The following is a 17,207-nucleotide window of genomic DNA, read 5'->3' as shown; positions in this document are numbered from 1 at the left end:
TTATCCTTTAATTTGTAATATGAATAAAAAAACCGCTGCACAAAAGTAGAACGGTTTATATATTAAATTGTCTCAGCGATACGCTACTACATCATTCCCGGCATTCCACCACCCATTGGCATAGCTGGTGACGTTTTTCTATTTAATAAATGGAAATTTTTGAAGATTTTTTATTTCCAGATTTTTATTTTCAATTATTTTCATATCCTTTGTAAATAATAAATATGTCACACCTTTTTCAGCAATCATATTTTTATTTGTTATTTGATAAATATATTCAACTTCATACATACATAAATTTAAACTATCTTTTTTGACTAATATTTGTTCATAATGTTTTATTTGTTTTTTAATAATGTCAATAGAATCCCTCAGAACATTAAATTTTGCTTCTTTTTCTTTTACAGACTTATATTCTAACTTATTTACGTAGTCTTCATACATTTGCGAACCAAAATCATCAGTTCCATATTTTAATTCGTACAAATCTTTCGGCGATTTTGATTGTGATAATAAATGATTTTTATATCTATATAATTGACATATATATAGATATAATTCATCTTTATCAGACAATGTGTCAATTTTTAATATTCTCAAAGAGTCTAAGGATTTATAGTCTGCATTATTTTTTAACTCTTCGCTAAAATAAATTTTTGCAGTTTTTAGAAATTCTTTTCTTTGTAATTTTTGTTCGTATTTACATCCAAATAAAATTGGTAAAATAAACACTAAAATTAGCTTGCAAATATTTTTCATGGATGCAGTTTTTAAAAAATTGCAGATAACGTCCAAATATACGCATTGCGCAAATATCACATATATTATTGCGCTTATTTTATATGTGTATTGTACAATTGCTTGTTAAACAGCGGTTTATTTTTAGTTGTTTTTGGATAAACGCAATAGTATATAATAAATGATAAACAAAGGAGTTATCTACAAAATAAAAAACCGCCCTACAAAAGCAGAACGGTTAGTATATTAATTTGTCACTCCGCTACTCCACGAACTCTGCCTTTTTATTTTAACCTTACTTACCGGTTCCAAAATATCTTTTTTACGGTTCTAAACCCATCCGAAGCTATATAAAACTCTTTCGTTGGGTTCACGGAAATTTGGTGTTGCAAACCTATCAACAGAACCTGAAGACCCCAAAGGAGTATCTCGGAATGCCCAAATAGTATTTTAAAACCTCAGCCGCGATATCTGGAACCTCAAATGATGAGTTAGGAGACACATTTTGCCAATGCGATGTTGGCAGAATTATTTATTTGTAGTTTATTTTGTGATTTAATTCAATTGGATTATTTTCTTGTAAAATATCATTTTGCATTTCTTTATTCTTTATTGAAATATCCATAATATTACCTTTCGGATCGGTAAATGTAACTGTTTTTCCCATTAATAATTTTGCATTTACATCATATGGATCATTAAAATGTGATTTTGCAAGTGTTTCATATTTTTTCCAATCAATTTTTATTGCTTTTGTGCGTACGTCAAAAATATTCCCGCCTTTTTTTACTTCTATCAAATTAAATGAATATTCATTGTTTGAATCTTGAATAGAAACAATTAACCCAGGTAAACCATTGAAAATATATGGACCATCTGCAAAAGGTAATTCTGTAGTAAACCAAGCGATCCAGTTTCTTCCTCCATAATTTGTTTCTGCTTTTTGAGATTTATATTTTCCAATTATTTTTTGTTCGGAAGTTATTTTCCAATTTAATATTTCCTCAATTGGAAGGAGATAATCTGTTCCCAAATAAGTTATTACTTTTTCAATTCTTTTTTGAGTTAGATTCTTTTTGACATAGAATTGGTTTTCAACACCCATTTTATATCTTCCGCTTCCATTATTCAACTTTATTGAATCTGATTTTTTGTCTTGTGAATCTCTAAAAATTGAAGTATTATTTTTTATATCCAAAATCATATTTTCGGAATAAACATCATCTTGTTTTTCTGAATTCAGTTTGTATTTTGTTTCGTAAATAAAACTTATTTTTTGCGAGAAGCAAAATGTAGAAATTCCAAGAAAAAATATAATAAATTTCATTTGTAACATGTGTTTGTTTAAAATTTCTGCTAACATCCAAATTTCTGCATTGCGTCAATATACAATTGCGCTAATGTTGTTCTGATTATAATGATTAAAATTAGAATCTAATATACTATTTCCCTACGGAAAACCATAACTGGCTATCCGAAGTCTCCTGACTTCGGATGATGTATTTTATTTCTGCAAAGTCGGGAGACTTTGCGCAGCTGGGGAAGCATTCCAGATACAGAAGTTGCGTTTTGAAGGGCAACTCTTGTTACTTTAATTTGTTGAGTTAAGAATCTGTGAGATTTTGAATAATAGTACTTTACCTATTCGTTAATAAATATAATAATTTTGTTATCAGCTATTTTTGAAATAATTGTATCATTCCTTTTTTCCGTGATTTTATATTTTTGTGAATTGAATCTAATGAATTCTTCGTTTTCAGAATATTTTAATAGGATATATTTTTTTTGATCATTGCTATAATTCATTTCAAAAGGAAATTCAAATTTTTGAACTGCAAAGCCTTCGCTGGCTACAAACCAATATTCACTTAGTATTTTATACCTGTATTTATAGATTTGTTTAATAAGGTATTTTTTGTTTTCGAATTTTATGAAGCAATTTGGAGGATAAATATTTTCATAGTTTGCGTTGCATTCAGCACTTTCAACAGTTAATTTTAATTTTAAGCTTATTAAAATTCCTGAGAAAATTATAATTAACAAAAATAGAATTTTTAAAAATTTCATTTAATAGTTTGTTTTTGAAACGCTTACAGTAATTCACAAATATATAAAAACAACCTCAGTGCTAATAAATAAAACTTTTATAATTAGCGACTAAATTTCAAACAAAAAAACCGCTCTACAAAAAGTAGAGCGGTTAGTATATTAAATTTGTCTCAGCGACACGCTGTTACATCATTCCCGGCATTCCACCACCCATTGGCATAGCTGGTTCAGCGCTCTTCACTTCAGTGATAACACATTCAGTTGTTAAAAGCATACCAGATACAGAAGCTGCGTTTTCAAGGGCAACTCTTGTTACTTTGGTAGGGTCAATGATACCTGCTTCAAGCATGTTCACATACTCGTCAGTTTTTGCGTTGTATCCGAAGTCACCTTGTCCTTCAGCTACTTTGGCAACGATTACGGAACCTTCACCACCTGCGTTGGCAACAATTTGTCTTAATGGCTCTTCAATTGCTCTTTTAACGATTTTGATCCCTGTTGTTTCGTCTGCATTAGCACCTGAAAGGCTGTCTAAAGACTGGATGGCTCTTACCAAAGCAACACCACCTCCGGCAACGATACCTTCTTCAACTGCTGCTCTTGTAGCGTGTAGGGCATCATCTACTCTGTCTTTTTTCTCTTTCATTTCCACTTCGGAAGCAGCACCTACGTAAAGTACGGCAACACCACCGGCTAACTTAGCTAATCTTTCCTGAAGTTTCTCTCTGTCGTAGTCAGAAGTTGTAGTTTCCATCTGAGCTTTGATCTGAGCTACTCTTCCTTTGATTTTAGCTTCGTCACCACCACCGTTTACAACCGTAGTGTTGTCTTTGTCAATCGTTACTTTTTCAGCAGTACCCAGCATATCCAGAGTAATGTTCTCCATGGTGAATCCTTGCTCTTCAGAGATCACCTGACCACCTGTAAGGATCGCGATATCTTCAAGCATCGCTTTTCTTCTGTCTCCGAATCCCGGAGCTTTTACGGCAGCAATTTTAAGAGATCCTCTTAATTTGTTTACGACCAAAGTAGCTAAAGCTTCACCTTCAACTTCTTCAGAGATGATTAATAAAGACTTACCGCCTTGTGCAATTGGCTCAAGAACAGGAAGCAGTTCCTTCATAGAAGAGATTTTTTTCTCAACCAAAAGGATATATGGGTTTTCAAGTTCAGCTAGCATTTTTTCAGGATTAGTCACGAAATATGGCGACTGGTATCCTCTGTCAAACTGCATACCTTCTACAACATCTACCGTTGTATCGATACCTTTAGCTTCTTCTACGGTGATTACTCCTTCTTTACCTACTTTTCCGAAAGCTTCAGCGATCAGGGAGCCGATGGTTTCGTCATTGTTGGCAGAAACAGAAGCCACCTGCTTGATTTTATCAGTAGAATCTCCTACGGCCTGAGACTGTGATTTAAGGTTTTCAACAACAGCAGTTACTGCTTTATCGATTCCTCTTTTAAGATCCATCGGGTTAGCTCCGGCAGCTACGTTCTTAAGACCTTCTCTTACGATAGCCTGGGCAAGAACCGTAGCGGTAGTAGTACCGTCACCGGCAATATCATTGGTTTTGGAAGCTACTTCTTTTACCATCTGGGCTCCCATGTTTTCTACTTTATCTTCAAGTTCGATTTCTTTTGCTACGGAAACACCATCCTTCGTTACGTGCGGAGCACCGAAAGATTTTTCGATCACTACGTTTCTTCCTTTAGGACCTAAAGTTACTTTTACTGCATTAGCCAATGCATCTACACCTCTTTTTAAAGCGTCTCTTGATTCAATATCGAATTTTATTTCTTTTGCCATGTTGTTTAGCTTTTGGCGACTTGCTTTCGGCTTTTGGCTTCAGCAATTCGCAGTTTGATTTTATTTTTTTAATTTCCGTTGAGCCTTTTCCACAGGGTTACAGGCTTCTTTTTTAGTAGGGCTAACTCTTCCAGAAAATTTTGATAATCACTTTCATGAAGGTATCGCAAATCTTTCGCAAGAATTAATTGGTTTTCGGCTTCATTGGACGATCCCAGGGCAATATTGATGAAACTGGGAATTTCTTTATCAATTGCCAGACTTCAAATTTTTTAAAATCTCTCATCAATTAATTTCTATGTAGAAAAAAGCCATTTGCCGGAAGCCGGTAGCGGGAAGCTTACCCGATGATTCCCAATAAGTCAGATTCTCTTACGATTAAATAATCTTTGCCGTCCAGCTTTAATTCAGAACCTGAATATTTTCCATAAAGAACTTTGTCACCTACCTGAACAGTTGTAGGCTCATCTTTCTTACCGGGACCTACTGCCACAACAGTACCTTCCTGCGGTTTTTCTTTCGCAGTGTCCGGAATAATAATACCTGAAGCTGTTTTAGTTTCTGCAGCAATCGGCTCGATAAGAACTCTGTCTGCCAATGGTTTAAAGTTTACTGACATAATATGTTATATTTTTTAATTATTTCTGCCAAATAATTCTCTAAATGTATGCCACAGGCAGGTGGTGGATGAAATGGCAGAATTTTATTCTCCAGTGTGAAAATTTGGCAGAAAAATAAAAAACCGGAAAAATTTCCGGCTGATATTTTACGTTGAATTGAGTAGGTGGTTGGGGAAAATAAACCGGCACTGCTTATCATTAAAGGAAAAGAAAAGTTTTCATAGTAATGATAAGCAGTGCCGTGTATGGTGAAGTTACAGGGGAGCAGCGGTTAGCTTTTTCCGGCTGCCTGCATCGGATTGGTCTTGCCGTTTGATCCGCCTCTTACGGGGCCGCCCTGTTTCTGTTTGAATAGCTGGAATTTGGAAACCTGGCTGTCTGTACCGTTGCTGCTCCAGAAATTATTGGAGGTATCAATATCAGCAGTTTCTCTCATCGGATCCAGCTGGATCGATTTTACTTTTTTGTCAAAATAATAGGTCTTTGAAACCTTCTGTTCATTATGTCTCCAGATCTGGGCTGGCGTTTTGTCGTAGGCTTTTGTACCGTCTTCAAAAGTAAACTCCAGGATGATAGGCATCACGAGTCCGCCTTTATTAGCGAAGTCGATCTGGTAGCCGGTCATATTTTTAAATTTCTCTTTATCTTTTGCATCCAGGGCAGGAGTGGCTTCCGTTTTGGCAGTATATTCCTTATCCTGGTTTATTTTTTCCTGGCCTCTGTCGTACCGGTAGTAGAAATCCTGTACTTCTTTATCTTTATCTACATAAAACGCAATATTTTTATCTTCCCTGTTTCTGATCTTAGAAATATCTTCAAACTCATTCTGCAGCGGTTTATCTGCTTTGTATTTTGTTTCTCCGGCTTCTTTCGGAGGAGTATTCAGGTCAGGAGTGGCTACTGTTACCTTATCAATGGCAATATCTACGGGATCTGTTCCGTAGAACCATCCTCTCCAGAACCAGTCAAGGTCTTCGCCGCTGGCATCTTCCATAGTACGGAAGAAATCGGCAGGCTCAGGATGTTTGAAAGCCCATCTTTTGGCATATGTTTTAAAAGCTTTATCAAATAATTCCCTTCCCATGATGGTTTCACGGAGAATATTCAGCCCTGTGGCAGGTTTCGAGTAAGCATTCGGACCAAACTGAATAATGTTTTCAGAATTGCTCATGATTGGTTCCAGTTGGTTTTTCGGGAGCTTCATATAATCCACGATCGTCCAGGCCGGTCCTCTTTTGGATGGGAACTTATTGTCCCATTTTTCTTCCGTAAGATATTCTGTAAAAGTATTCAGTCCTTCATCCATCCAGCTCCACTGTCTTTCATCCGAGTTGATGATCATCGGGAAAAAGTTGTGGCCCACTTCATGGATGATTACTCCGATCATTCCATTTTTAGTTCCCTCAGAATACGTTCCGTCTTTTTCCGTTCTTCCGAAATTGAAGCAGATCATCGGATATTCCATTCCGTTGGCTGCTTCTACGGACTGTGCAACAGGGTAGGGGTAAGGAATTGTGAACTCCGAATAGGTTTTAATGGTATGGGCAACCGCTTTGGTCGAGAATTTTCTGTAAAGTCCATAAGCTTCCTTCGGATAAAAACTCATGGCCATTACTTTATTGTTGTTTTCAGGAATAGTAACTCTCATTCCGTCCCAGACGAATTTTCTTGAAGAGGTCCAGGCAAAATCCCTTACATCATTCGCCTCAAATACCCATGTTTTTCTCTGTTTCGAATGATTTTTCTCTGCTTTTTTAGCTTCATCCAGCGTTACAATTTCAATCGGTTCCGCGGCATTTTCCGCTTTACGGTATCTGGACATCTGGTCGGAGGTCAGTACCTGTTCGTAATTTTTACATTCTCCGGTTCCGCCCACAATATGATCGGCCGGAACATTCATGGAAACTTTAAAATTCCCGAAAACCAGAGCAAATTCACCCCTTCCCGTAAACTGGTGGTTCTGCCAGCCCTGGAAATCACTGTATACGCACATTCTGGGATACCATTGGGTCATGGTATAAAGATCATTGCCGTCTTCTTTGAAGTTTTCGTAACCTCCGCGGCCGCCCATCTGGATGCGGTTGGGAATATTATAGTTCCAGTCTATTTTGAAGACAATTTTTTCACCTTTCTTTAAAACCTTCGGCAGATCAATACGCATCATCGTCTTGTTAACCGTAAATTTCAGCGGATTTCCCGAAGCATCCGTTACCTTTTCAAGATTAACGCCATAGCCGTTGTCTTTTTCAGGAAGTTCGGTTACCTTCAGCTGGTTATCATTCATAGATGAAGGAAGGGTAGAGGAGGTCTGGTAGTTTGCATTTTTTACCGTAGACTGCTCGTTTTCGTCCAGCTGAAGCCAGAGATAATCAAGGTCATCCGGAGAATTGTTGTAATAAGTTACTGTTTCAGATCCTTTCAGGTTTCTTTTGTCTTCATCAAGGTAAGCAGTGATATGGTAATCTGCCCTGTTCTGCCAGTATCCGTGGCCGGGGGCTCCTGATGCGGTTCTGTAAATATTGGGCGTAGGAAGAATGGTTCCCAGCTGCTCAAATTTATTTCCATGATTACTTCCCGGGTTATTCTGGATATTCTGTGCGGTGATTCCTGTATAGGTGAATACAGCAAATGAAAGGGCGGCTGCTTTTAGCTTCATGACCGAAATGATTTAAGAATGATCAAAGATAATAATATTTAAATGAGAAAATGAAAGCTTAAAAAGGAATTCTTTCCAAAGTCATCTTCAGGGAAAGCGCAAATACTCCGGAAGATACAAAAAGAATCCAGTCTTTTTTATTGACCTTAAAGATGTTGAGGAGAATAAAAAGAACAGCAAGAATTGCCGCTACAATAACAATCTGCCCCAGTTCCAGGCCGATATTGAAACCCAGCAAAGGCACGGCAATGCTCTGGCTTTTGGCGATCATTACCCTTGCTGTATTGGCAAACCCCATCCCGTGAACGAGTCCGAAGATCAGGGCAAGATAATAATTGGCTCTCATCAGGGTCTGTTTCTGGTTTTTCATGATGATGTTATCCAGAGAGGTAAGTACAATGGTGAGCGGAATCAGGAATTCTACCCATGCGGAAGGAAATCTGAAGACATCCAGAATGCTTAACGCAAGAGTAATGGAATGTCCTGCGGTAAAAGCCGTTACAAGGATCAGGATTTTTTTCCAGTCGCTGTACGAGTATACTGCGATCAGAGCCAGAACAAACAGCTGATGGTCCAGGGCGTCCAGTGAAATAATATGTTCCCATCCGAGGTTTAAATAAAATAGAAAATCCTGCATCATAATGTAAAAATATAATGCGTACGAAAATAATGATTAATTTCGGAACAAATTTTAAATGTCCTGATAGATGAAGATTTTATGGCTGTTCCTGATTCCTGTTGTATTCCTGTTTTCTTTTACAAAAGCAAAACATCCCTATCATGTAGGTTCGGTTGAAATCAATTACAGCACAAAATCAAAATCTTTTGAAATTACCGGGCGGTTCTTTCTGGATGATCTTGAAAACGCACTCAGCAGAAAATATGGCGGTGCTTTCCACTTCAATGATGAAAAATACAGAGCAAAGCTTAATGATGCGCTGCGAACATACTGTGCCGAGTATTTCAAACTAAAAGGAGACGGAAAATTTCTGAAAATAAATTATGTAGGCTATGAGGAAGACAGCGAATCTGTAAATGTTTACCTGGAATCTGAAACACTACCCCCTCCTAAGAAAGTGGAAGCGGCTGTAAGCTTTCTCTATAATTTATTTGATGATCAGATCAACATCGTTCATATGATCGTTCAGGGAAAAAGAGAAAGCGAAAAACTGACCTATCCTAACCGTTACCTCTACCGCCGGTTTTAATCAGATGTTAATTTTTTATTTCATAAAAGCTCATTTCAACATTTTTTGCCCTGATAAACTATATTAACCAAATATTAAATCACTAAATATTGATTAATAATTTTAAACGGATTCCCTTTTAAAAAATAAATTATTGAATTATTTTCATTTTTTGATGTGTTTTGTTGTTTTATTCTATGTTATAAATTGTTTTTAATTTATTAATTTATATAATATTTGTTTTTTGTTTAAAAAAAGCTATATTTGTTTACGTTTAATTAAGGATTTCTGAATTGTGCTAACAGACACTGAAATCAGGAAACAGGTCGTTGAAGTGAAAAAACATCAGACCTTTCAGATGAGAGTAAAGAAAAAGTTTCCGTGAAAAGGGAATTCTTTACTGTGATTTTCTGAATAATTAAAATCTTTTCAGATTAAGTAGGGATAAGTACCCTGGAATAAAATAAAAACATCAGACACAAAATAAAACCACAGATTAGGAAAAATTTAGTTCGTAGGTTTAAATAAGGTAAAAAAGTTCCCGTTTTACCGGATTTAAGGTCGAAGATTCTAATAAACACAATCACTTAAAAACACTTGCTTTCAGGTAAGTGTTTTTTTATGCATGATCTGCTTGAAGCTGAGCATTGATCTCCCGGGCGTGAGCCAGCAGATCAGGAAAGAAATCATCATAACATTCCTGGAGAAAAGGTTTGTTTTCCAGAAAAGCTTCAAAAACGGGAATGTCTTTTTCCAGATATTTCGCCTTATTCAGAACATTCCGGATACTGAACCGGATTCCCCGGTCCTCCCGGTAGTTGTAAAGCCAGTCCTCTTTCTCCATTTTCTCAAGCATCTTTTTAAAATTTTCAGGAAGCCACTGCTCATGCTGGTGAAGAACCTTATATACCTTTAAAGAATGGGCTTTCCAGCCTTCCGGGGAATGCAGGGTAAGATCACGGGCAACGAAATAATCCATAGACACATCTACAAAAGCTCCTGCATACAGCCGCACAAGAGGAGCAAATACTTTTTTGGCCTCATGAATGGCAGGGTGGGAATCTGTGAATGTATCAATGGCCCGGTGCAGGGTAATCCCATCCTGTATTTCCTTCGGAAAAGAAAACCTGTCCCTGTTCCGGATAAAATCCTCAAGAAACTGTCCTACGATCTGTCCGTCTGAAAAAGTGAGAAAAGAATGTGCCAGGTAATTCATAAGCGAATATAGAAATTTTTAAACAATAACCTGCTGCCTGCAAAAGTTTCCACCCAAACTCCCTTTCCTGTTTCAGAATACTGAAAACGGATGTCATTCAGAAGAATATTTTCAGGGGAAATTAAAATAAGATGAAGCTCCTGATTGCTGACGAAGCTCCGGAACTGAACCGGAAACGGAAAACAGTTCTGTATCTGAAGGTCTTTGTATCCGTATACAACAGTGCAGTCGGAACCCAACGGGGTAAAACGCTCACCCTCCTTATAAATATCAACAGAATGTGGATATCTTTCTATAATCCTGAACCCGGCCTGAAGAGCAGCATAATAAAGAATAGAGGAAAGCTGGCAGATTCCGCCTCCGGTTCCGCTTGAAATACTGTTTCCGATAAGGTTTCTGCCTTCTTTAAAATTATTTTCCAGGGTCGGTTTTCCGATCAGCTTCCAGAAAGACAACACTTCACCAGGTTTAATCACGAGGTTATTGATTTTTCCACTGACTATTTTTAGATTATGGATCTTATTTTCAATGTATTCCCCTTTCTTTATATCCTGGCGGAATTCGTTTTTATACGGTCCTATATCTTCCTTCAGGTATTCTTCCGGATACTGAAAGCCGGTCCGCTGTTCACGGAAATACCGCTGCATCAGTTTTAACTGAAGCTTCCAGCGGGCAGGGATCACGTTTTTCAGCAGCCGTCTCATATTTTTTCCAGTACTGTTATGTGATAAGAAGCCCATCTTTTCAGAAAAGTACGGCAGAGCAGAATGTCAAAAGGAAGAAAAAATCTTCTCAGCCCTTTGGGAATCCGGTGAACAGGAAAAAGTAAAACCCCTGTGGTATTTTTTATTTTCCAGCGGTTTTTTACCAGTTCTGAAATCTCTGAAGCTGTAAACATGTTGCCTGCATGCCAGTCTTCCTGAGGGGAAACTGTTTTTCTTCTGGCTTTTGTAGGATAATCGAAGATCAGAATTCCTTTGTTCCCCAGATGGCTGTAACATTCATCAAGAAATTTACGGGTTTCCTCCTTCGTCTGATGCATAATCACATGAAAGCAGAAGATACAGTCAAATAAAGTCTCGAACGGAATTTTTGAGATTTCTCCCGCCGATATTATTTTTTCAGGATATTTTTCTCTGGCAATCGTCAGCATCTGCTCACTGAAATCGGTGCCGTGGGTTGCAAAATCAAGAAGCCTGCCGGTACCACAGCCGAGGTCCAAAACTACGGAGTATTCTTTATCCCGGAAAAATGAACTTAAAAATGTCCTTTCCTGCCGGTCGATGTATTTTCCGTAAGAATTACCAAAACGGTTTTCGTCATAAGTATCTGCCAGATGATTATAATATTCAAGGATATTGGTTTTCATGGTTTTAAATTCTGGGTGTGAAAATAATAAATCCGGAGTATCAGGTCGGTCTTATTTCAGGTGATTTGAATTTCAGGATTTAAACTGATGAGCCGAATGCTGTTTTCTGAATTCCGATGGAGTCATATCGGTCATCTTTTTAAAGATAGTATTAAAGGCTGTTTTTGAATTGAAGCCTGATTCAAAGGCAATTCCTAATATAGACAACTTCTGGGAGGAATCATCCGTAAGCATTTTCCTGGCGTGCTGTACACGGTATTTATTAACAAAATAAAAAAAGTTTTCATGAAAGCCATTATTGAGAAGATAGGAAAGCTGGTGGGCATTGATCTGCACCATATCGGAAAGCTTCAGTAAATTGAGATCACCGTCCAGATAAGGCTTTTGGGTTTCCATCAAAACAGTTAACCGTTGTTTTAGAGCCTCGAATTCATGATCGGAAATCAGTTTTTTTCTTGTGGTCTCTTCCTCTTCATTTTCCATTTCAATAGACATCAGTTCATCGCGTTGGGTCTTGTCTGCGGGATAGATCTCTTTTTGACTGAGGACATAATACAGGGTGCTGTACACAATAAATAAAAAAAGGAGATCCATCACCACATGCTGATGCATCTTATAAATGAAAGCATTGAAAAGTTCATAGCCAACCGTTATAACGATGGTGATAAAAAGAAGAAAGCTCAGTTTGATCAGCCACTGAAGATCAATAGGCTCCGTATCGGCTGAAATGGTTTCTATTCTTTTCTGATGCTTCCTGATCCTGAAATAGATAAGGGCAATATAAGGAAGATTATGAGCAATGTTCAGAAACAATATGATATGATAAATAGCCGGATGTCCTTCTGAAAAAAATAATAATATCCAGCAGATAAAAGGAACGATCAGGCACACCAGGTCGGTCTTCCTGAATCTGTAATCCGGATTGATAAAAAATACCACGCTGAAAAAAAGAAATACCGGCGTAAATACCTGTACCGAATAGATAAAAAATGAAAACCAGGTTTCCGGATTGATTCCGCAGATCTGCAAAACATCCAGCACCCAATAGCTGGACCATAATAAAAGAAACAGCCCGAAAAATAAATTCGCCTTTCTGTTGGCTTTCATTGGATTGATCAGCAAGGTAAATGAAAGCAGAGTCAGGCCGCCATAAAGCAGAACAAGGACAAATTTCTGGATATTTTCGAGCGACATAATTACAGGATATTAAAAGAGTCTTTCGTGAAAATCTTCAATCTTGCTCACTTCCTCTATTTTGATGCCGAATTTTCTTTTCGGAATCTTGTTGAGGTTGGATACAAAAATCTTTTCGTAGCCTAATTTCTCTGCTTCCGAAATTCTCTGTTCCGCCTGGGCAACAGGACGGATCTCGCCGCTTAACCCGATCTCTCCGGCAAAACAGTAATGTTCCGAAATCGCAATATCTTCATTGGACGAAAGAATGGAAGCCACCACAGCAAGATCCAGTGCAGGATCGTCTGTTTTGATTCCTCCGGTTATATTTAAAAAAACATCTTTCGCGCCCAGCTGAAAACCTGCGCGTTTTTCGAGGACTGCCAAAAGCATGTTCAGCCGTTTGGCATCAAACCCGGTAGAGCTTCTCTGCGGAGTACCATAGACTGCCGTACTTACCAGAGCCTGAATTTCCAGCAGCATCGGACGGTTTCCTTCAAGAGTGACGGCAACGGAATTTCCGGATAACTCTTCAAATTTTTTCGTGATCAGAATTTCAGAAGGATTCTTGATTTCCTTCAGACCCTGTGAGATCATTTCGTAGATCCCGATCTCGGCAGTAGATCCGAAACGGTTTTTATTGGCTCTCAGAAGTCTGAAAAGATGGTTCCTGTCTCCGTCGAAATTCAGAACCACATCCACCATATGTTCCAGAACCTTTGGCCCGGCAATCTGCCCGTCTTTGGTAATATGACCTACCAGAAAAACGGGAGTATTGTTTTCTTTGGCAAATTTGATGATCTCATTGGAGCATTCCCGGATCTGGGAAACAGTGCCCGGAGAACTTTCTATTAATTGAGACTGAAGGGTCTGGATCGAATCGATGATCATAAAATCCGGTTCCAGCTTTTTGGCTTCATGAAGGATTTTTTCCAGGGAAGTTTCCGTAAAAAGAAAACAGTTCGGGTTCTGAAGGTCCGTCAGTCGGTCTGCTCTCATCTTGATCTGCGAAGCACTTTCCTCTCCCGAAACATAAAAGATTTTTTTCTTCATTTTCAAAGCCAGCTGCAGAAGAAGGGTAGATTTCCCGATTCCCGGCTCACCTCCGATCAGCGTTACGGAGCCTAAGACAATTCCACCGCCCAGAACGCGGTTCAGTTCTTCGGATGGTGTTTTTATTCTCGGCTCTTCACTGGTCTCAACTTCAATGATATTGATGACATGTTGTTTTGATTTTGAAAAGGGTGGGGTTTTAGACGACGTTTTTTCAACGACTTCTTCCACCAGGGTATTCCACTGCCCGCAGTTTTTACATTGCCCCATCCATTGGGAATACTGGGTTCCGCAGTTTTGACAGAAATATGCTGTTTTCAGTTTTGCCATACTGCGAAGTTAAAGAAAATGAATTTTGATTTTGAATTTTTAACTAATTTTCGGGAATGAAAAATGTCTTACTAAAAAGCATTCTTATTTTAGGAATCATGACCTTTCTGAATGCAGGACTTGTAGGTGAATCTGTGAAGCTTGCAGGAATGCCCCCTTCAAGCCATACTTTACACGGTTTTGCCGTATTTATAGGAGGCTTAATTGTGAGCGGAATAAGTTTTGCCACGATCCTGATCTTTAAAAGAAGTTATGATGCAGTATGGAAAGTTGCCGCTTTATTTGAAATCCTTTATCTGGTCATGCTGCTGTGGTCCCGGGTAAATCCGTTTTCTTATTTTACCAGACCTGCCGATGACAGCCTTATCGATCTGCTGCTGTATGTAAATTCAATCGCTGTATTCCTTGTTGTCTTCCTTTTGGATTTTGTTTTTTCTAAAATAATTTCAACAAAAGATAAAAAATAACATAGATCAAGGATAAAATTTCTATTATATCTTATCTTTACTCAATAAAATTAATGTAAAATTATAATTACAATGAAAAAAATATTCTTATCCTTCGTATTTGCGCTCCTGAGCATTGTTGGTTTTGCACAGACCGGATGGGCGGTAGACCCTATGCATTCTTCCGTTAATTTCAACATCAAACATATGGGAATCAGTTTTGTGCAGGGACGTTTTGATAAATTTAACGGAAAAGTAACCACAGAGGGAGCAAATCTTGATAATGCCTCTTTCGATTTTTCGGTACAGGTAAACTCTGTTAATACCGGAGTGGACATGAGAGACAATCATCTTAAAAGTGAAGATTTTTTCGCTGCTGAAAAATATCCGGAAATGACGTTTTTCAGCTCTTCTGTCACAAAGGACAAAAACGGCTACCTGTTAAAAGGAAAACTGAAGATCAAAGAAGTGACCAAAGATATCAGTGTTCCCGTAACATTCGGTGGAATCACCAAAAACCAGAAAGGAAAGGAGGTTATGGGGATCCAGGCTAAATTTACGGTCAACCGTCTGGATTACGACATCAAGTATGATCCTACGGGTGCCGGTGTTGCCAAAGATGTAGACGTAAACTTATATTTTGAACTGGTAAAGCAGTAATTTATACAGCTTGAGCTTGTCAGCTAAAAAAGGTTTTTCAGATCTCTGGAAAACCTTTTTTGTTGAAGTTTGTTCAGTACAGGCTGAAACTTCTGTATCACTTAAAAATCTGCTCGATCTGCAAAATCTGCGGGAAAATAAAAAAATATATACCTGGCAGTTAAAATTCTTCATTCAGGGAACAATAACTGTTTTTCAAAGATTCAGAAATTAACCTTACCCGAGGAAACTGTAAAGATTCCGAAATCATCAATCATCATATTTTCTTTCTGTACGCCATTATAAGCCATTACCCTGTCGAGTTCCTTTTGTGAACGTCTTCTCATGATCCAGTCTTTATTCTGGTGATTGTTCAGTACATAGGCGATCATTTTCAGCTGCGGATGCCACGGCTGCCCGGTGTACACCACAAAAGAGTTTTTTTCCGAGATGGAAACGGCTCCCCGGATGGCTCTGGAAGCAGCCTCATTATCTCCGAAAAGTTCCAGGATTCCTGAAATAATGGTGATGTTCGGCTCAAAATCCAGCTGATGGTAGGTTTCAGGATCGAAACAGTCGAAGTGGGTAAACCGGATATTCCGGTAATTTTTTTCACGGATCACTTTTTCGCCGATTTCAATATTGCTTTTTACAAATTCATTGATGACGATTTCAACGTCGGGATATTTCTCTTTAATGTCGAATAAATAATTTCCTGTTCCGCCGGCAATGTCAAGAATTCTGATCTTCCGGCCTTCCTCTTTCAATGTCCGGATGTTCTGTTCCAGAAGCTGGATAAGATGCTGTTTCCTGATCCGGATACCTTTCCAGCCAATGGCATTAAGATAGTTCTTATCCATCATTTTGCCAAAGCCGAATTTTCCTTCCGGCTGATTCCGGTAAACATAATCCAGTGAGACTCCGGAATCAAAGCCGTATTTCAGACCGATCGCCATTCCGCTGCTTATTTTTCCGATTTTGCCCAATGAGAATTTCTGAAGTTTAAAATTCAGATTATTGCCAATATTATTTTTAAGGTCTTCATATTCTTTTACAGAAAATTGATCGGGAGAAAGCGAGGCCGGTTTGTGAGTTTTACTGAAACACTTTTCTGCAAAATCTGCGATTTTATCGTATACATTTTCTCTTCCGGTATCAAATAGAATTCCGTGAAAGAATCCGGGCAGGACTTCATAATGCTTCAGGTCTGTATCCAGCCGGTCGTGGAATGCTTTCTGATCCTTATTAAAAACCACATGGTCTTTTTCTGCTGCCAAAATCAGGGTTGGAGTGTCAATCGCTTCAGCATCTTCCACCAGGCGTTTTCCTGCTTTGGTGAGATCAATAAGAAGTTCTGCGTCTATGGATCTTGAGATCAGGGGATCTGTATCATAGGCATTCTGCTGAACGGGATCGTGGGTCAGCATGGTAGATTTTACGTAGCTTTTAATGATCAGTCCTTTTTTCAGCTTAGTGCCCAGTGTGATCATTTCATTGGCAAGAGGAACGATAAGATTGATTCTGAAAGCAGGGGCTAGAAGAGCCATTCCGGCAATACCGGGAGCAAAATCATGAGCCCAGGCCGAGGCTACCACTCCTCCGATACTGTTGGCCACTACAAATATATCGGAAATGCTGATTCTGTATTCTGATGTGATAAATCGGGAAAACGAATCCAGGTCTCTCACATAATCCATAAAAACAGATGAGGTTTTGGTTTCCGTATGACCATGCCCGCGGAGGTCGAAGGCAAAAATATTGTATTTTGAAAATTGTGGAGCCTGTGCTATATCATTCAGTCTTTCCGAATGTTCATGTCCCCGGTGGATCATGATGATGCTTTTCCGGCCGGGCTGATAATTCCATTCACGGTAGAAAATAGGGCTGTTGTCAAAACTCTTAAAATATCCGGTGTTCATAG

General features: G+C 38.3%; 17 protein-coding genes. 3 read left to right on the top strand and 14 right to left on the bottom strand.

Going from position 1 to position 17,207, the window contains the following annotated elements; genetic code table 11:
• Positions 1 to 138 precede the first annotated feature (138 nt).
• From AC106S_RS17285 to AC106S_RS17250, 8 genes are all read right to left on the bottom strand, one after another.
• The gene (locus AC106S_RS17285; protein WP_482440936.1) at positions 139 to 759 is read right to left on the bottom strand and encodes a hypothetical protein; all 621 of its coding nucleotides are present in this window, start codon (positions 757 to 759) and stop codon (positions 139 to 141) included.
• Between the two features lie 511 nt (positions 760 to 1,270).
• Positions 1,271 to 2,101 (bottom strand): GLPGLI family protein, encoded by an 831-nt coding sequence (locus tag AC106S_RS17280; RefSeq protein WP_482440935.1) that lies wholly within the window; start codon positions 2,099 to 2,101, stop codon positions 1,271 to 1,273.
• 278 nt (positions 2,102 to 2,379) lie between these two features.
• Entirely contained in the window at positions 2,380 to 2,805 is a 426-nt protein-coding gene (locus tag AC106S_RS17275; protein ID WP_482440934.1) for a hypothetical protein, read from the bottom strand.
• Positions 2,806 to 2,971: 166 nt separating this feature from the next.
• On the bottom strand, positions 2,972 to 4,597 hold the full coding sequence (gene groL / locus AC106S_RS17270) for a chaperonin GroEL (protein WP_482440933.1): 1,626 nt from the start codon (positions 4,595 to 4,597) through the stop codon (positions 2,972 to 2,974).
• Between the two features lie 68 nt (positions 4,598 to 4,665).
• Positions 4,666 to 4,839, bottom strand: coding sequence for a four helix bundle protein (locus AC106S_RS17265; RefSeq protein ID WP_482441250.1), 174 nt, complete (start codon positions 4,837 to 4,839; stop codon positions 4,666 to 4,668).
• A 98-nt stretch (positions 4,840 to 4,937) separates the two neighbouring features.
• Entirely contained in the window at positions 4,938 to 5,216 is a 279-nt protein-coding gene (locus AC106S_RS17260) for a co-chaperone GroES (protein WP_482440932.1), read from the bottom strand.
• Positions 5,217 to 5,488: 272 nt separating this feature from the next.
• Complete coding sequence (locus AC106S_RS17255; RefSeq protein ID WP_482440931.1) at positions 5,489 to 7,873, bottom strand: M1 family metallopeptidase; 2,385 nt, start codon at positions 7,871 to 7,873, stop codon at positions 5,489 to 5,491.
• A 58-nt stretch (positions 7,874 to 7,931) separates the two neighbouring features.
• Entirely contained in the window at positions 7,932 to 8,510 is a 579-nt protein-coding gene (locus tag AC106S_RS17250) for a HupE/UreJ family protein (RefSeq protein WP_482441249.1), read from the bottom strand.
• Positions 8,511 to 8,580: 70 nt separating this feature from the next.
• On the opposite strand from AC106S_RS17250, the gene AC106S_RS17245 reads away from it, so the two are divergent.
• Positions 8,581 to 9,081 (top strand): DUF6702 family protein, encoded by a 501-nt coding sequence (locus AC106S_RS17245; protein ID WP_482440930.1) that lies wholly within the window; start codon positions 8,581 to 8,583, stop codon positions 9,079 to 9,081.
• 598 nt (positions 9,082 to 9,679) lie between these two features.
• Here the strand turns inward: AC106S_RS17245 and AC106S_RS17240 are convergent.
• The 5 genes from AC106S_RS17240 to radA all read right to left on the bottom strand — a co-directional run bounded on the left by AC106S_RS17240 (position 9,680) and on the right by radA (position 14,201).
• Entirely contained in the window at positions 9,680 to 10,276 is a 597-nt protein-coding gene (locus AC106S_RS17240) for an acyl carrier protein phosphodiesterase (protein ID WP_482440929.1), read from the bottom strand.
• Complete coding sequence (locus AC106S_RS17235; protein ID WP_482440928.1) at positions 10,273 to 10,980, bottom strand: VanW family protein; 708 nt, start codon at positions 10,978 to 10,980, stop codon at positions 10,273 to 10,275. The genes AC106S_RS17240 and AC106S_RS17235 overlap by 4 nt, the downstream gene beginning before the upstream one ends.
• The gene (locus AC106S_RS17230) at positions 10,977 to 11,645 is read right to left on the bottom strand and encodes a class I SAM-dependent methyltransferase (protein WP_482440927.1); all 669 of its coding nucleotides are present in this window, start codon (positions 11,643 to 11,645) and stop codon (positions 10,977 to 10,979) included. Before AC106S_RS17230 ends, AC106S_RS17235 begins: the two co-directional genes overlap by 4 nt.
• Positions 11,646 to 11,717: 72 nt before the next feature.
• On the bottom strand, positions 11,718 to 12,839 hold the full coding sequence (locus tag AC106S_RS17225; protein ID WP_482440926.1) for an AraC family transcriptional regulator: 1,122 nt from the start codon (positions 12,837 to 12,839) through the stop codon (positions 11,718 to 11,720).
• Between the two features lie 12 nt (positions 12,840 to 12,851).
• Complete coding sequence (gene radA, locus AC106S_RS17220; RefSeq protein WP_482440925.1) at positions 12,852 to 14,201, bottom strand: DNA repair protein RadA; 1,350 nt, start codon at positions 14,199 to 14,201, stop codon at positions 12,852 to 12,854.
• 56 nt (positions 14,202 to 14,257) lie between these two features.
• Here radA and AC106S_RS17215 point away from each other — a divergent pair, with 56 nt between their 5' ends.
• Positions 14,258 to 14,668 carry a hypothetical protein gene (locus tag AC106S_RS17215; protein ID WP_482440924.1) on the top strand — a complete coding sequence of 137 codons (411 nt, stop codon included), beginning with the start codon at positions 14,258 to 14,260 and terminating at the stop codon, positions 14,666 to 14,668.
• A 72-nt stretch (positions 14,669 to 14,740) separates the two neighbouring features.
• Positions 14,741 to 15,307: a YceI family protein gene (locus AC106S_RS17210; RefSeq protein ID WP_482440923.1), complete on the top strand. Its 567-nt coding sequence runs from the start codon at positions 14,741 to 14,743 to the stop codon at positions 15,305 to 15,307.
• A gap of 203 nt (positions 15,308 to 15,510) precedes the next feature.
• On the opposite strand, the gene AC106S_RS17205 is transcribed toward AC106S_RS17210, so the two are convergent.
• Complete coding sequence (locus tag AC106S_RS17205) at positions 15,511 to 17,205, bottom strand: bifunctional alpha/beta hydrolase/class I SAM-dependent methyltransferase (RefSeq protein ID WP_482440922.1); 1,695 nt, start codon at positions 17,203 to 17,205, stop codon at positions 15,511 to 15,513.
• Between the last annotated feature and the right edge of the window lie 2 nt (positions 17,206 to 17,207).

It is taken from the genome of Chryseobacterium sp. FR054, assembly GCF_056844565.1.
The sequence above is the reverse complement of the archived record's forward strand: the minus strand, read 5'-3'. Positions and strand labels throughout refer to the sequence as shown.

Coding starts and splice junctions, on each gene's coding strand:
- AC106S_RS17285 (WP_482440936.1), bottom strand. CDS start 759: ATGAAAAATATTTGCAAGCTAATTTTAGTGTTTATTTTACCAATTTTA.
- AC106S_RS17280 (WP_482440935.1), bottom strand. CDS start 2,101: ATGTTAGCAGAAATTTTAAACAAACACATGTTACAAATGAAATTTATT.
- AC106S_RS17275 (WP_482440934.1), bottom strand. CDS start 2,805: ATGAAATTTTTAAAAATTCTATTTTTGTTAATTATAATTTTCTCAGGA.
- groL (WP_482440933.1), bottom strand. CDS start 4,597: ATGGCAAAAGAAATAAAATTCGATATTGAATCAAGAGACGCTTTAAAA.
- AC106S_RS17260 (WP_482440932.1), bottom strand. CDS start 5,216: ATGTCAGTAAACTTTAAACCATTGGCAGACAGAGTTCTTATCGAGCCG.
- AC106S_RS17255 (WP_482440931.1), bottom strand. CDS start 7,873: ATGAAGCTAAAAGCAGCCGCCCTTTCATTTGCTGTATTCACCTATACA.
- AC106S_RS17250 (WP_482441249.1), bottom strand. CDS start 8,510: ATGCAGGATTTTCTATTTTATTTAAACCTCGGATGGGAACATATTATT.
- AC106S_RS17245 (WP_482440930.1), top strand. CDS start 8,581: ATGAAGATTTTATGGCTGTTCCTGATTCCTGTTGTATTCCTGTTTTCT.
- AC106S_RS17240 (WP_482440929.1), bottom strand. CDS start 10,276: ATGAATTACCTGGCACATTCTTTTCTCACTTTTTCAGACGGACAGATC.
- AC106S_RS17235 (WP_482440928.1), bottom strand. CDS start 10,980: ATGAGACGGCTGCTGAAAAACGTGATCCCTGCCCGCTGGAAGCTTCAG.
- AC106S_RS17230 (WP_482440927.1), bottom strand. CDS start 11,645: ATGAAAACCAATATCCTTGAATATTATAATCATCTGGCAGATACTTAT.
- AC106S_RS17225 (WP_482440926.1), bottom strand. CDS start 12,839: ATGTCGCTCGAAAATATCCAGAAATTTGTCCTTGTTCTGCTTTATGGC.
- radA (WP_482440925.1), bottom strand. CDS start 14,201: ATGGCAAAACTGAAAACAGCATATTTCTGTCAAAACTGCGGAACCCAG.
- AC106S_RS17215 (WP_482440924.1), top strand. CDS start 14,258: ATGAAAAATGTCTTACTAAAAAGCATTCTTATTTTAGGAATCATGACC.
- AC106S_RS17210 (WP_482440923.1), top strand. CDS start 14,741: ATGAAAAAAATATTCTTATCCTTCGTATTTGCGCTCCTGAGCATTGTT.
- AC106S_RS17205 (WP_482440922.1), bottom strand. CDS start 17,205: ATGAACACCGGATATTTTAAGAGTTTTGACAACAGCCCTATTTTCTAC.